The organism is Enterobacter roggenkampii (genome assembly GCF_001729805.1).
GTDB lineage: Bacteria > Pseudomonadota > Gammaproteobacteria > Enterobacterales > Enterobacteriaceae > Enterobacter > Enterobacter roggenkampii.
The window spans coordinates 405,193-419,109 of record NZ_CP017184.1; the positions used below are offsets into that span (position 1 = coordinate 405,193).

General features: G+C 54.7%; 17 protein-coding genes. 8 read left to right on the forward strand and 9 right to left on the reverse strand.

Annotated elements, in window-relative coordinates:
- Positions 1–97 precede the first annotated feature (97 nt).
- Positions 98–1,534, reverse strand: coding sequence for an aspartate ammonia-lyase (aspA, locus tag BFV67_RS01870; RefSeq protein WP_003855923.1), 1,437 nt, complete (start codon positions 1,532–1,534; stop codon positions 98–100).
- Between the two features lie 334 nt (positions 1,535–1,868).
- On the opposite strand from aspA, the gene BFV67_RS01875 reads away from it, so the two are divergent.
- Complete coding sequence (locus BFV67_RS01875) at positions 1,869–2,333, forward strand: FxsA family protein (RefSeq protein WP_023616652.1); 465 nt, start codon at positions 1,869–1,871, stop codon at positions 2,331–2,333.
- 36 nt (positions 2,334–2,369) lie between these two features.
- Here BFV67_RS01875 and yjeH read toward each other — a convergent pair whose 3' ends face one another.
- Positions 2,370–3,590 carry an L-methionine/branched-chain amino acid transporter gene (gene yjeH / locus BFV67_RS01880; RefSeq protein ID WP_059364613.1) on the reverse strand — a complete coding sequence of 407 codons (1,221 nt, stop codon included), beginning with the start codon at positions 3,588–3,590 and terminating at the stop codon, positions 2,370–2,372.
- A 179-nt stretch (positions 3,591–3,769) separates the two neighbouring features.
- Between yjeH and BFV67_RS01885 the strand changes: the two genes are divergently transcribed.
- Complete coding sequence (locus BFV67_RS01885; protein ID WP_003855929.1) at positions 3,770–4,063, forward strand: co-chaperone GroES; 294 nt, start codon at positions 3,770–3,772, stop codon at positions 4,061–4,063.
- A 31-nt stretch (positions 4,064–4,094) separates the two neighbouring features.
- The gene (groL, locus tag BFV67_RS01890) at positions 4,095–5,738 is read left to right on the forward strand and encodes a chaperonin GroEL (protein WP_008502946.1); all 1,644 of its coding nucleotides are present in this window, start codon (positions 4,095–4,097) and stop codon (positions 5,736–5,738) included.
- Positions 5,739–5,803: 65 nt separating this feature from the next.
- On the opposite strand, the gene iadA is transcribed toward groL, so the two are convergent.
- From iadA to BFV67_RS01905, 3 genes are read right to left on the reverse strand one after another with little or no spacing between them, the layout of a single operon-like run.
- Positions 5,804–6,967 (reverse strand): beta-aspartyl-peptidase, encoded by a 1,164-nt coding sequence (gene iadA, locus BFV67_RS01895; protein WP_045418078.1) that lies wholly within the window; start codon positions 6,965–6,967, stop codon positions 5,804–5,806.
- A 10-nt stretch (positions 6,968–6,977) separates the two neighbouring features.
- A complete protein-coding gene (locus BFV67_RS01900) occupies positions 6,978–7,439 on the reverse strand; it encodes a YjiG family protein (protein WP_069597780.1) in 462 nt (153 codons plus the stop codon).
- Positions 7,420–8,085, reverse strand: a complete 666-nt coding sequence (locus BFV67_RS01905; protein ID WP_069597781.1) for a nucleoside recognition domain-containing protein — start codon at positions 8,083–8,085, stop codon at positions 7,420–7,422. The genes BFV67_RS01900 and BFV67_RS01905 overlap by 20 nt, the downstream gene beginning before the upstream one ends.
- 234 nt (positions 8,086–8,319) lie before the next feature.
- On the opposite strand from BFV67_RS01905, the gene BFV67_RS01910 reads away from it, so the two are divergent.
- Positions 8,320–8,673, forward strand: coding sequence for a DUF4156 domain-containing protein (locus BFV67_RS01910; RefSeq protein ID WP_008502942.1), 354 nt, complete (start codon positions 8,320–8,322; stop codon positions 8,671–8,673).
- Between the two features lie 65 nt (positions 8,674–8,738).
- Here the strand turns inward: BFV67_RS01910 and epmB are convergent, their stop codons facing one another.
- Positions 8,739–9,767: an EF-P beta-lysylation protein EpmB gene (epmB, locus tag BFV67_RS01915; protein WP_008502941.1), complete on the reverse strand. Its 1,029-nt coding sequence runs from the start codon at positions 9,765–9,767 to the stop codon at positions 8,739–8,741.
- 40 nt (positions 9,768–9,807) lie between these two features.
- Here epmB and efp point away from each other — a divergent pair, with 40 nt between their 5' ends.
- The 3 genes from efp to ecnB all read left to right on the forward strand — a co-directional run bounded on the left by efp (position 9,808) and on the right by ecnB (position 10,819).
- The gene (efp, locus tag BFV67_RS01920) at positions 9,808–10,374 is read left to right on the forward strand and encodes an elongation factor P (protein ID WP_008502940.1); all 567 of its coding nucleotides are present in this window, start codon (positions 9,808–9,810) and stop codon (positions 10,372–10,374) included.
- A 58-nt stretch (positions 10,375–10,432) separates the two neighbouring features.
- The gene (locus BFV67_RS01925; protein WP_024907352.1) at positions 10,433–10,564 is read left to right on the forward strand and encodes an entericidin A/B family lipoprotein; all 132 of its coding nucleotides are present in this window, start codon (positions 10,433–10,435) and stop codon (positions 10,562–10,564) included.
- Positions 10,565–10,672: 108 nt separating this feature from the next.
- Entirely contained in the window at positions 10,673–10,819 is a 147-nt protein-coding gene (gene ecnB, locus BFV67_RS01930) for a lipoprotein toxin entericidin B (protein ID WP_003025482.1), read from the forward strand.
- Positions 10,820–10,856: 37 nt separating this feature from the next.
- Here ecnB and BFV67_RS01935 read toward each other — a convergent pair whose 3' ends face one another.
- On the reverse strand, positions 10,857–11,456 hold the full coding sequence (locus BFV67_RS01935; RefSeq protein ID WP_021240725.1) for a helix-turn-helix transcriptional regulator: 600 nt from the start codon (positions 11,454–11,456) through the stop codon (positions 10,857–10,859).
- 261 nt (positions 11,457–11,717) lie between these two features.
- Between BFV67_RS01935 and sugE the strand changes: the two genes are divergently transcribed.
- Positions 11,718–12,035, forward strand: a complete 318-nt coding sequence (gene sugE, locus BFV67_RS01940; protein ID WP_008502938.1) for a quaternary ammonium compound efflux SMR transporter SugE — start codon at positions 11,718–11,720, stop codon at positions 12,033–12,035.
- Here the strand turns inward: sugE and BFV67_RS01945 are convergent.
- Both BFV67_RS01945 and blaMIR read right to left on the reverse strand, forming a co-directional pair.
- Positions 12,032–12,562, reverse strand: coding sequence for a lipocalin family protein (locus tag BFV67_RS01945; protein ID WP_021240724.1), 531 nt, complete (start codon positions 12,560–12,562; stop codon positions 12,032–12,034). The genes sugE and BFV67_RS01945 overlap by 4 nt on opposite strands.
- Positions 12,563–12,692: 130 nt before the next feature.
- Positions 12,693–13,838, reverse strand: a complete 1,146-nt coding sequence (blaMIR, locus tag BFV67_RS01950) for an MIR family cephalosporin-hydrolyzing class C beta-lactamase (protein ID WP_084833283.1) — start codon at positions 13,836–13,838, stop codon at positions 12,693–12,695.
- Positions 13,839–13,917 lie beyond the last annotated feature (79 nt).

Below are 13,917 nucleotides of genomic sequence, written 5' to 3' on the forward strand. Positions count from 1 at the left end.
TTAACAAGTTGATATTGAATTGTTGTATTTTGGTAACGCCTAAAAAGAAAAAAGGCACGTCACAAGTGACGTGCCTTAAGAAGCCTAGCCTGAACGGTTACTGTTCGCTTTCATCGGTATATCGTTTCGCTTTATAGGCCGGGTGCATCAGGTTCTGGGCTGAGAAAATATCGTCCAGCTCGGCTTCGGTCAACAGCCCGCGCTCCAGCACCACTTCACGCACGCTCTTACCGGTTTCAGCGCAAATCTTACCGACGATGTCGCCGTTATGGTGCCCGATGAACGGGTTGAGGTAGGTGACGATCCCGATGGAGTTATAGACATAACCCTCGCAGACTTCTTTATTCGCCGTGATGCCGTTGATGCATTTTTCCAGCAGGTTGTAGCAGGCGTTGGTCAGAATGTGGATAGATTCAAACATCGCCTGGCCAATGACTGGCTCCATCACGTTCAGCTGCAGCTGACCCGCTTCAGAGGCCATGGTCACGGTCGTATCGTTACCGATGACTTTGAAGCAAACCTGATTCACTACTTCTGGCACGACCGGGTTCACCTTGGCTGGCATGATGGACGAACCTGCCTGCAGTTCTGGCAGGTTGATTTCGTTCAGGCCAGCGCGCGGGCCGGAAGAGAGCAGGCGCAGGTCGTTACAAATTTTGGACAGTTTCACCGCCAGACGTTTCAGCGCGCTGTGTACCATGACGTAGGCGCCGCAGTCGGAGGTCGCTTCAATCAGGTCTTCTGCAGGCACAACCGGCAGGTTGGACACTTCAGCCAGCTTCTGTACCGCCAGCTGCTGATAGCCATCCGGGGTGTTCAGACGCGTACCGATGGCGGTAGCGCCCAGGTTCACTTCCAGCAGCAGCTCGGAGGTGCGCAGCAGATTTTTAGTCTCTTCGTTCAACAGGACGTTAAACGCGTGGAATTCCTGGCCGAGGGTCATCGGCACCGCATCCTGCAGCTGGGTACGACCCATTTTCAGAATGTCCTGGAACTCAACCGCTTTACGCTGGAAGCCATCACCCAGTTGGTTGATCGCATCCACCAGTTTCACCACGGAGGCATACACCGCGATACGGAAGCCGGTAGGGTACGCGTCGTTGGTGGACTGGCATTTGTTGACGTGGTCGTTCGGGTTCAGGTACTGGTATTCACCTTTCTGGTGACCCATCAGCTCCAGGCCAATGTTTGCCAGTACTTCGTTGGTATTCATGTTGACGGAGGTGCCCGCGCCGCCCTGATAGACGTCAACCGGGAACTGATCCATGCATTTGCCGTTGTTCAGCACTTCATCGCAGGCTGCGATAATCGCATTTGCCGCGCTTTTAGGAATGGTTTGCAGCTCTTTGTTGGCCAGGGCTGCGGCTTTCTTCACCATCACCATGCCACGAACAAATTCAGGGATGTCGCTGATTTTGCTGTTGCTGATGTAGAAGTTTTCAATCGCTCTCAGAGTGTGGACACCGTAGTAGGCATCCGCTGGAACTTCCCTGGTACCCAACAAGTCTTCTTCGATACGAATGTTGTTTAACATGTGAACCTTCTTTTCAAGCTGCCGATGGATTGTACTAAACACACAGTATTTATGTGGTTTTGAATATTTTCTGACCGACGATTATTCCCTCAATCAGCCAGATGCTCGAGATCATATGCTGATGATAGCGAATTGCCGTAAGCTGGATCACTTATTATCGAGCCGATTCCATGATAATTATTAATCTGTGAAATGGGTCACCGCTTTAATATTTCCAAAAAAAATATCCGTGCAAACTGATTGAATTTTCGCTAACCGTCACCATCTCATACAAACGCGCGTCGCGAACACATTCAGACAGGGGCCGATGGCCTCTGCCACACAGGAGATGCCAGTGCGCTGGATACCGTTTATTGCTTTCTTTCTCTATGTTTACATTGAGATTTCCATTTTCATCCAGGTTGCCCATGTGCTGGGCGTCCTGCTGACGCTGATTCTGGTGATTTTCACCTCCGTCATCGGCATGTCGCTGGTGCGTAATCAGGGTTTCAAAAATTTCCTGATAATGCAGCAAAAGATGGCCGCAGGCGAAAGCCCGGCGGAAGAGATGATCAAAAGCGTGTCGTTGATTATTGCGGGGCTGCTGCTGATTCTGCCCGGATTCTTCACCGACTTCCTCGGCCTTCTGCTGCTTCTGCCGCCGGTGCAAAAGCACCTGACCATGAAGCTGCTGCCGCATCTGCGCTTTAGCCGTATGCCGGGCGGTGGGTTCAGCACCGGGCCAGGCGACACGTTTGAAGGGGAGTATCAGCGTAAGGATGAACAGCACGACCGTCTGGATCACAAAGACGATCGGTGATTTTGTTGCCCGGTGGCGCTTCGTTTACCGGGCCTACTAAAGCGCCAGCCACAACACCGCCAGCATGACGATGGCGTACATACTTTTCCACCCCACCATTGCCAGCAACAGCAGGCACAGCAGCCCACCAACAAACGCCAGTGCTTTATAACGGCCTTTCAGCAAACGGCATCCCGCCAGCATGCACAGCAGGTAGATCATAATAAAAATGCCGTTAGCGTAGACGAGCAGCGTATCCAGATTGATCTTCAGGGCGTAAATGCACAGCGTACTCAGCACGCAGCAGCCCAGTACGGCATTCAGGGCATTCAGCGGCAGCTGGCGTTTAGACAGGCGCGCGAGGCGGTTATCAGGTTTATCCAGCGCCTGCGACCACACCAGACGGGCAAAGCTCTGGATATAAATGTTGAGGCTGGCAAAACAGGCCAGATAGCCGATAACGCAGGCGATCCACAGCGCCTTCACACCAAACAGTTCAACCACGATACCCGGCAGCGATGCCGCGGCGGCGAGATCGGCTCCGAAAGCCTTGAAGTGCAACACCAGCACGGTACACGCCCAGTACACCGTGCCTGCCAGCAGCAGGCCGATCATCAGTGCGCGGGGGAAATCACGTTCAGGCTGCTTAAATTCCGACGCCAGATGGGCAAAGGCCTCCAGACCGACAAAACACCAGAACATGACGGAGAGCGCGGCAAAAAGCTGTGAGTGGTCGACGTCTGTCACGGCCGGGAAGGGAATCTCTTTTACGGTGATATCGCCCGCCCACCAGATAGCGGCAACGAGCGCGACAATCAGCACCGCAACCAGTGTCTGCAGGTTGGCGCTGGAGCGGGCTCCGCGTGAACCCACCCACCAGACGATAGCCAGCGTACCCAGTTCGGCCAACAGCAACTGCTCGTCATGCCAGCCAAACAGCGCCTGGCCAAAGCCGGTTGCAATGTGCAGCGCCGCAGGAAGCCCAACCGGAATAACGGAGAGAAACAGCCAGCCGGTCACACGCTCCAGTCGCGGGCCAAATGCCAGCCCGACAAAATGCGCCACGCCGCCCGCGCTGGGGAAATGCCGCCCCAGGATGGCAAACACAATGGCAATCGGGAAAACCAATACAATCAGAACGGGCCACGCCCACAGACTGTTATTTCCGGCTACCAGTGCCGCCAGTGCAGGTACGGCGAACACGCCCGTTCCTAACAAGGAGGTTGAGAGCAGGCCGACGCCCTGCGCCAGCCCCAACTCCTGCTTGAGTCCACTCATTGACATCGTCCTGCCAATTCCAAAAGAGAGGCGATGGTAACACTTTCGCAAAATTTTTTTTCAGCTCCCCCTTGAAGGGGTAAAAAGCTATCCCCATCTCTCAGGGCACTAGTCGGAAAACCGCATGCGGGCCGGCGTCATCCATAACTGATAATGACTTTCTCAAAGGAGAGCTATCAATGAGTATTCGTCCGTTACATGATCGTGTGATCGTCAAACGTAAAGAAGTTGAAACCAAGTCTGCTGGCGGCATCGTTCTGACCGGTTCTGCAGCAGCCAAATCAACGCGTGGCGAAATCATCGCTGTCGGTAAGGGCCGCATCCTGGAAAACGGAACTGTGCAGCCACTGGACGTTAAAGTTGGTGACATCGTAATTTTCAACGATGGCTACGGCGTGAAATCCGAGAAGATCGACAATGAAGAAGTGTTGATCATGTCCGAGAGCGACATTCTGGCAATTGTTGAAGCGTAATTTACGCACGAGAATTTGAGGAAATAAGAACATGGCAGCTAAAGACGTAAAATTCGGTAACGACGCTCGTGTAAAAATGCTCCGCGGCGTAAACGTACTGGCAGATGCAGTTAAAGTGACCCTGGGCCCGAAAGGCCGTAACGTAGTGCTGGATAAATCCTTCGGCGCGCCAACCATCACCAAAGACGGTGTTTCCGTAGCACGTGAAATCGAGCTGGAAGACAAGTTCGAAAACATGGGTGCGCAGATGGTGAAAGAAGTGGCCTCTAAAGCGAACGACGCTGCAGGCGACGGTACCACCACCGCGACCGTTCTGGCGCAGGCCATCATCACCGAAGGTCTGAAAGCCGTTGCGGCGGGCATGAACCCAATGGATCTGAAACGTGGTATCGACAAAGCTGTCGCCTCCGCTGTGGAAGAACTGAAAGCGCTGTCCGTACCGTGCTCTGACTCTAAAGCGATTGCTCAGGTTGGTACCATCTCCGCTAACTCCGACGAAACCGTAGGTAAACTGATCGCGGAAGCGATGGACAAAGTCGGTAAAGAAGGCGTAATCACCGTTGAAGACGGTACCGGTCTGGAAGACGAACTGGACGTGGTTGAAGGTATGCAGTTCGACCGCGGTTACCTGTCCCCATACTTCATCAACAAGCCAGAGACTGGCGCTGTTGAGCTGGAAAGCCCGTTCATCCTGCTGGCTGACAAAAAAATCTCCAACATCCGCGAAATGCTGCCAGTGCTGGAAGCCGTTGCGAAAGCAGGCAAACCGCTGGTTATCATCGCTGAAGATGTTGAAGGCGAAGCGCTGGCGACCCTGGTGGTTAACACCATGCGCGGCATCGTGAAAGTGGCTGCGGTTAAAGCACCTGGCTTCGGCGATCGTCGTAAAGCGATGCTGCAGGATATCGCTACCCTGACCGGCGGTACCGTCATCTCTGAAGAGATCGGTATGGAGCTGGAAAAAGCGACCCTGGAAGACCTGGGCCAGGCGAAACGCGTTGTGATCAACAAAGACACCACCACCATCATCGATGGCGTGGGTGAAGAAGCCGCTATTCAGGGCCGCGTTGGTCAGATCCGTAAGCAGATCGAAGAAGCGACTTCCGATTACGACCGTGAAAAACTGCAGGAGCGCGTAGCGAAACTGGCAGGTGGCGTTGCGGTAATCAAAGTCGGTGCTGCGACCGAAGTTGAAATGAAAGAGAAAAAAGCGCGCGTTGACGATGCCCTGCACGCGACCCGTGCTGCGGTAGAAGAAGGCGTGGTTGCGGGTGGTGGCGTTGCGCTGGTGCGCGTTGCCGCTAAACTGGCTGGCCTGACCGCTCAGAACGAAGACCAGAACGTGGGTATCAAAGTTGCGCTGCGCGCAATGGAAGCGCCTCTGCGTCAGATCGTGTCTAACGCCGGTGAAGAGCCATCTGTGGTAGCAAACAAGGTTAAAGCGGGCGAAGGTAACTACGGTTACAACGCGGCAACTGAAGAATACGGCAACATGATCGACTTCGGTATCCTGGACCCAACTAAAGTGACCCGTTCTGCTCTGCAGTACGCGGCCTCTGTTGCTGGTCTGATGATCACCACCGAGTGCATGGTGACCGACCTGCCTAAAGGCGATGCGCCTGACTTAGGTGCTGCTGGCATGGGCGGCATGGGTGGAATGGGCGGCATGATGTAATCATGTTGTTCTGAACCTCTCAGAACGAACCCCGGGCAGAAATGCCCGGGGTTTTTTATTGCGTGCTATTCGAAAGTCCCTTTGACGCACACGGCACCTTCACGCACCATCTGGCGGCCTTTGGCCCAGACCTCGCGAATCTTCAGATCGTCCGTCAGTACCAGGAAATCCGCGTCGCATCCGGGCGCTATCCGTCCCTTATGCTCCAGCCCGAGAAACGCCGCCACGTTTCGCGTAAAGGGAAGAAGCGCCTCTTCCAGCGGCAGCTGATGTCGGCTGACCAGCTGCTGCAGCGTTTCGAGCAGGGATTCGAACCCCGCCACGCCCATACCCACCAGATTGCCGCGCTCATCAAATTTCGGCTGGCTGCCGTTGCCGTCCGAACTGAGCGTAAGCCGGTTAAACGGCACCTGCGCCTCGCGGGCCATCACGATGGCGCTGGCGGCGTCAATCGGTTCACTGATGCTGGTCGTGATGTCGATAAAGCCGCCTTCGCGGGCATAGCTCAGCGCGGCATCGAACAGCGCCTGGGCGCGGTTAACGTGGGTTGGCAGCAGTTTTACGCGGGGAACGTCGGCGTTATTCAGGATGCTAAATAGCGGCTCCAGCAGCTTTGGGCTGTTGCCGAGGTGAAACACGGAGATACCCGCTTTGGCACCCAACAGCCCGCCTACGCGTGACTGGGCAGCCATACTGGCGAGCTGGTCCTCGGCTGGCGCGGAAGAACGATGGTCAGAGATCGCGCATTTCACGCCAATGATTTTATCAATCAGCGCCACGTCTTTTTCGACACTGCCGGTGATGGTCGGCGAAGGCAGCCCGTACGCCCCCGTCAGCATCCATGCGCTGATCCCTTCATGTTCAAGGGCCCGCGTTTTTGCCAGCAGCGATTCAGGATGCCGGGTCACGCCGTCGGTGCCTAGCAGGCCAACAACCGAGGTGATGCCTGCGGCAACGAGTGCAGACAGGCGAACCTCTGGCGTGCGGGTGTGAGGGCCCGCCTCGCCGCCGCCACCGATCAAATGCACATGCTGGTCGATAAACCCCGGGCAAACCACCGCCCCAGCCAGATCGCTTTCCGGGCAGTCTGGCCTCGTTGTTCCGTGGTTCGCTTTTTCGATCGCCACGATTTTTCCCGCAGCGATCAGCAGATCGCAACGTCCCTTATCCTCCGGGGCGTAGAGATGTGCGTTGCGGAAAAGGTGAGGGTTCAGCACTGAAAAATCCATTTTTATCTCCTCAGAAGAGTAGCTGCATCACCCACATTGAGAGCAGGGCATTAATGACACAAAGAGTAATAATATGCGGATAATATTTCGGGTTTACGCCGGCGGTACCCAGGCAGCGGCCGGTGTTTTGCACCGGATTGCCCATCAGATAGATGGCGGGCAGCAGGATGGTGGCATCGTGGCCGTTGAGCGTGCCGGCGGCGACCAGGCTGGCGCAGACGCCCACGCCGCCGCCCATACTCATCACCGAGGCCAAAAGAACCGTTGCCGCCGCACCCGGAAGGCCCCACAGCGCCATAATTGGCTCGCATATCTTGCCGACAATATCCAGCAGGCCGGTGACCTTGAGCGCCTGAATGATGACAAACGCCATGACGACGTTCGGCAACAGGCTGGTTGTGGCGATGGTAAAGCCGCGGCGGGCGCCGTCAATAAACATATCCATGATATTTTTACGCTGCTGGGCGATCATGTTCTTCCTCCTGAATGCGGCGATCTTCCATGTGGGCGATCCACAGGCGCAGGACGTTCGCGCCAACGAATTTAAACACCAGAATAACGGCCAGCGGTGTAATCACCGGGATGGTAATGAAGGTGAAGAGCGCGGCACCGGAAGAAAAATAGTTGGTAATGATGGCGCTACCGCTGGTCTGAAAGGTGGCGAAAATAGCGCGCTCATGGTCCGTAATCGCGCCTTCATCGGTTAACTCTTTGGTCATCCCTGCCGCCGCATCGGTGTTTTGCAGGTTGGCAATCAGCGCCAGGGAGCAAACGCCCGGCACACCCAGCAGCGGACGTAAAATGGGGGTCATAAGCTGCTGTGCGGCACGCAGCCCGCCCAGACCTTCGGTGACGGCGATGATACCAAGCGATAAAATGACCGAGGGAGCCAGCTCAAGGGCAAAGAGGAAACCGTCTTTCGCCCCCGTTCCGCCCGTTCCGCGAAACGTCAGGGCGCCGTTGACCGGGCCAAAGCTGCCGTTTAAGACGGTAAAATCCAGCACGCGCCACCATTCGGTGCTTTTGGCGAAAAAGCCCGAGAAAAAAACGATGGTAAGTACAAACGCCACATAACCCACCCATGTCACTTTTTCCTCTCCTGAGGATGATGCACTCATAAAACCTCCTTTTTTAGTCGCGTACAAAAGTTGTACGTTGCATCACTAAAAACGATCGGGGGCTAAAACACGATATCCCAAAGGTTATTATCAGAATTCATTTAAGATGTCGGAGGAGTGCCTCGCGGAATCTGGCTCGCAGAAATGCGCGGGGGTTTTTCTTTTAGTCATCTTTTAGGTATAAGATTTACACACGGACAATTACTGTCCAGCTTATTGAAAACGAGGAATAACATGCGCGTAAAAGTCTGTGCAGGGATTGTAGGGGCAGCACTGCTGCTGGCGGGTTGTAGCTCCAGCAATGAGCTGTCGGCAGCGGGCCAGGGCGTTCGCTTTGTGGAAGATAAGCCTGGCAGTGAATGCCAGCTGTTAGGCACGGCAACCGGTGAACAAAGTAACTGGATGTCGGGTCAGCACGGTGAGGAAGGCGGTTCTATGCGCGGAGCGGCGAATGCCCTGCGTAATCAGGCTGCGGCAATGGGCGGCAACGTGATTTACGGCGTAAGTAGCCCAACGCAGAGTATGCTGTCCAGCTTCGTGCCGACCGCCAGCCAGATGACGGGCCAGGTCTATAAGTGCCCGAACTGATGTAATGTGCTAATGGCGCTACGCCCGGCCCTGTAGGGCAGGTAAGCGTAGCGCCACCTGCCTTTTTAGTGCTGCCGCAGCTGCAAATCGAGCGGCGTCTTGCTCGGCTCTCCGCCAATCTCGCGTGCCAGCTTCGGCACCATATAGCCTGAAACCAGCGTTAACAGTTCGCGCATAATCTGCCGGGCTTCTTCATCCGTCACCATGAAATGCGCCGCGCCCTGAACGCGATCCAGCACGTGCAGGTAATACGGCATCACGCCCGCATCAAACAGGGCATTGCTCAGATCGGCCAGCACGCGGGCGCTATCATTCACGCCGCGCAGCAGCACGCTCTGGTTCAGCAGCGTCACGCCCGCTTTACGCAGTCGCGCCATCGCCGCGCGAAACGCATCGTCAATTTCGTTCGCGTGATTAATATGATTCACCAGCAGCACCTGCAGGCGAGATTGCTCCAGGCGTGCCACAAGACCGTCGGTGATACGTGCCGGAATAACAATCGGTAAGCGGCTATGAATGCGCAGGCGCTTAATGTGCGGGATGGCTTCAAGCTGAGTCAGCAGCCAGTCCAGCTCATGATCTTTCGCCATCAACGGGTCACCGCCGGAAAAAATAATCTCATCCAGCTCCGGATGGGCGGCGATATAGTCCAGCGCGACCTGCCAGTTGCGTTTATTGCCCTGGTTTTCGGCATAGGGGAAGTGCCGACGGAAGCAATAACGACAATTTACCGCACACCCGCCTTTTACCAGCAGCAGGGCGCGGTTGAGATATTTGTGCAGTAAACCCGGCACCACGCTATTCTGCTCTTCCAGCGGATCGGTGCTGTATCCCGGCGCAGTAATGAATTCATCCTGCGAAGTAAGCGTTTGTTTTAATAGCGGATCGTCGGGGTTACCTTTCTCCATCCGCGCCACAAACGCACGGGGAACGCGCAGGGCGAAAAGGCGCTTTGCCTCGCGGCCTGCAAGCAACTCTGGGTGCTGATCGAGGTCTAAAAGACGCAGCAATTCATCAGGACTGGTGATTACATCGGCAAGTTGCGATAACCAATCTTCTCTGGACGGGGTGTTTAGGGTTACAATATGCGCCATTTTGTGGCTTAGCTACCAGTTAACAAATTTAGAGGGCCTTATGGCAACGTACTATAGCAACGATTTTCGTGCTGGTCTTAAAATCATGATGGACGGCGAACCGTACGCGGTTGAAGCCAGCGAATTCGTTAAACCAGGTAAAGGCCAGGCATTCGCACGCGTTAAGCTGCGCCGTCTGCTGACCGGTACCCGTGTTGAGAAAACCTTCAAGTCTACTGACTCTGCTGAAGGCGCTGATGTTGTTGATATGAACCTGACCTATCTGTACAACGATGGCGAGTTCTGGCATTTCATGAACAACTCCACTTTCGAACAGCTGTCTGCTGATGAGAAAGCGGTAGGTGACAGCGCTAAATGGCTGCTGGATCAGGCTGAGTGCATCGTGACCCTGTGGAACGGCCAGCCTATCGCAGTGACCCCACCAAACTTCGTAGAACTGGAAATCGTTGAAACCGATCCAGGTCTGAAGGGTGATACCGCAGGTACCGGCGGTAAGCCAGCCAAACTGTCTACCGGCGCAGTGGTGAAAGTGCCACTGTTCGTACAGACTGGCGAAGTGATCAAAGTGGATACCCGCTCCGGCGAATACGTATCCCGCGTGAAGTAATTTACGTATGATTGAAGGCGCAGCGCCCGCTGCGCCCGATTTTTTGCAGGCAGGGATGATGAAACGTACCGTTAAAATTCTGCTTCTGTTAGCGCTCTCCAGTGCATTGCTTTCTGGCTGTAACACCACGCGTGGAATGGGACAAGATATCCAGGATCTGGGTCATATCATTTCTCACGCCGCCAGCTAAGTTCGTCTAATTTTCCTAAAAATGCTTCCTCTTCCGTCAACCGGCGGGATTTTGTCTATTCTTAAGTTGCTATACACAAAACAACTTTGGCTATAAAAGGAAGATATTATGGTTAAGAAGACAATTGCAGCGATCTTTTCAGTCCTGGTACTTTCTTCAGTGTTAACGGCATGTAATACCACGCGTGGCGTCGGTCAGGATATTTCTGAAGGTGGTAGCGCGATCTCTGGTGCGGCAACAAAAGCTCAGCAGTAATGAATAAACGGTACGGGACCAGCCGGGTTTCGTACCGTCAGCTTTCTGATTCCTGCAGGGATAAGAACGGAGAAAATCGCGTATCCATATGTAATTTCATGCGGATATTGCGTTTATAGGTATAAACCGTTTTTCCGTTGATGCTCAGGTGAGCGGCAATTTTTTGATTGCTCGCGCCGTCCATCCATAATGTCAGCACCTTCTCTTCCTGTCGGGTCAGCAAAGGGGCTGCCGCCGTTGGCCTGTCAGCGCTGGCGCGCGAAATTAACGCGTCGTTGATAACCGTTGCCACCTCTTCGAGACTGGCGTTTTTCAACAGCGACGACCAGACCGGAAACTTCCCAAGCCAGTCGGTCATGCCGCTATCCTCTCCCGACTGCAGCAAAATAAACGGTAATCGTTCACTGGCGTTAAGCAGGGAAGAGAGCTGCTGAAAATGGTGAATATCCTGCCTGAAGCCGTACAGGTCAGCGATAACCAGCGTCGGTTTCCATTGCAGAATGTGTTCTCTGGCAAGAAACAGATTATTCAGCCCGGTCACAACGTAGTGTCCCGGGAACAAACCGGAATGATTGAGCCATGCTTCAAACCCCGCGCGGGTGAAGTGACAACGGTCAATCAAAAGAATTTTGAACATATTTTATTCGCAGTCGGCTAGTGGTTTGGCTTCCTGCCATCAGAAAGCACATCATCATAGAGAAGTCGGATGAGTGCTAAAAGCCGGAACTCCGCGCCATACTGCGGCTATTTCTTGCCTTAACGTGTTCAGCAAAAAAGGATTGAAAAAAAATAGCACGCTAACCACAATAGGTGGCGTAATCTCTGCCTTACGGGACGACCCGTAAGCGTTTCTTTCACCGGGGACGGCCCCAACTTGCATTAAGTTAAGGAGCCTGACATGTCCTGGATCATTCTTTTTATTGCTGGCCTGCTCGAAGTGGTATGGGCGATTGGTCTCAAGTACACCCACGGATTTACCCGCCTGACGCCCAGCGTCATTACCGTTACCGCCATGATCGTCAGTATTGTTCTGCTATCCTGGGCGATGCGCTCTTTGCCTGTGGGAACGGCTTATGCCGTCTGGACGGGTATTGGCGCGGTGGGGGCCGCCATCACCGGCATTCTGCTGCTTGGCGAGTCAGCGAGTCTGGCGCGTATCGCCAGCCTCGCTCTGATTGTGGCCGGGATCGTTGGGCTTAAGCTCAGCACCCACTAATGGGGCTGTTTTACCCAGATAAGTTTTGATACATCAAACCCTTGCCGGGTCGCGACGTCCAGCATCTGCTGCTTCATTTCGGGTGAAATAGTTGGCGTGCGGGAGAGTATCCACAGGTAGTCGCGATCCGGCCCACAGACCAGCGCATGGCGATACGCTTTGTCGAGCGCTATCACGTTATAACCGCCATAAAACGGACCAAAGAAAGAGACCTTAAGCGCGGCCCGTCGCGGGTCGCCAGTGAAGTACGCTTTTCCCACCGACTGCTGCCACATCTCCCGATCGGGATTATAGCCCCGGTTGATCACCTGAATACCGCCATCATCCATCGGACTGTAATTCGCCGTGACCTTCTCTAAACCCTGCTCAAACCGATGGTCGAGGCGCGCGATTTCATACCATGTTCCAAGGAAGCGTTGTGCATCAAAAGGCGTGACGACGGTGACGCCAGGAGGCGGGGTAGGGGAACTGCAGGCAACCACTAAAAACGCGGCTGTCACCGCGGCGATAACAGGCAGAATGCGCATAGGAGTTTCCTTACTGTTTTTTGTTAAGTGTAGATGACAGCAGGAAAAATGCGGAAGATTGTGCGGCGAATTTCGCCGCACATCGTGGTTTTGTAGGCCGGGTAAGGCGAAGCCGCCACCCGGCAATGTTTTACTGCAGCGCGTCAAGGATACGGTATGCCGCCTCAACGCGTGCCGGGTTCGGATAGCTTTTATTCGCCAGCATCACAATGCCGAGCTGCTTTTCAGGAATAAATGCCACGTAGCTGCCAAACCCACCCGTCGAGCCTGTTTTATGGACCCAGGAGGCCTTAACCGGCGGCGCGGGTGGATTCACTTCTGCCACGGGCAATGGTGCCAGCGCCACCTTGTTATCACTGCCTCCGACGACGGTTTTGGCATCGACCGGCCAGTTGAGCATCTCCCAGCCCAACCCCTGATACATGGCCCCCACGCGCCAGTAGCGAGACTGCGCCAGAGCAATGCCTTGCTTGAGTGAGGAAGCCTGAAGAGAATCCGGCTTCATGTTGGCTATCAGCCAGCTCGCCATATCCTTCACGTTAGTTTTTACGCCATAGGCTTCCGCGTCCAGCATCCCTGGCGAAACGTGGACCGCTTTACCCTCACGGTATCCCCAGGCGTAATGCGCCTCTTCCGCTTTCGGGACGTTAATCCAGGTATGGTCCAGCTTGAGGGGTTTAAAGACCCGCGTCGTCATGGCCTGCTCATAGCTCATGCCGGAAGGTTTAACCGCCAACGCACCAAAAAGACCGATGCTGGCGTTAGCGTAAAGACGCGTGGTGCCCGGCTTCCACTGCGGCTGCCAGTTTTGATAAAAGCGCAGCAGAGAGGCGGTATCCGTGACCTCATCCGGCACCTGTAACGGCAGACCGCCTGCGGTATAGGTTGCCAGATCCAGCATGCGAATGCCCTGCCACTGCTTGCCCGTGAGCTCAGGCCAGTATTTTGCTACCGGATCGCCCAGCGCTATTTCACCTCGGGCAATGGCATCGCCGCCCAGTACGCCGGTGAAGGTTTTACTTATAGAGCCCAGCTCAAACAGGGTTTGCGGGGTGACGGGTTTGTTCGCCGCAACATCGGCTTTACCGAAGGTAAAGTAGTGTGGCTGACCCTGATAAATTACCGCCACCGCCATACCCGGAATGGCCTGCGCGTTCATCAGCGGCGTAACGGTACGTTCCACCACCTCAGCCAGCTGTTTTTCGGACATCGGTGCGGCGAATGCAGCGCTGGTGACGCTGAGCAGCAGGGCACAGCTTAGGGATTTTGTCATCATCGGTTATCTTCCGTAATAGCAGTTCAAGGGAGTGTCCGGGCCCGTCAGACCGCTGTAGTCTGTTGGATTTGACTGTGGC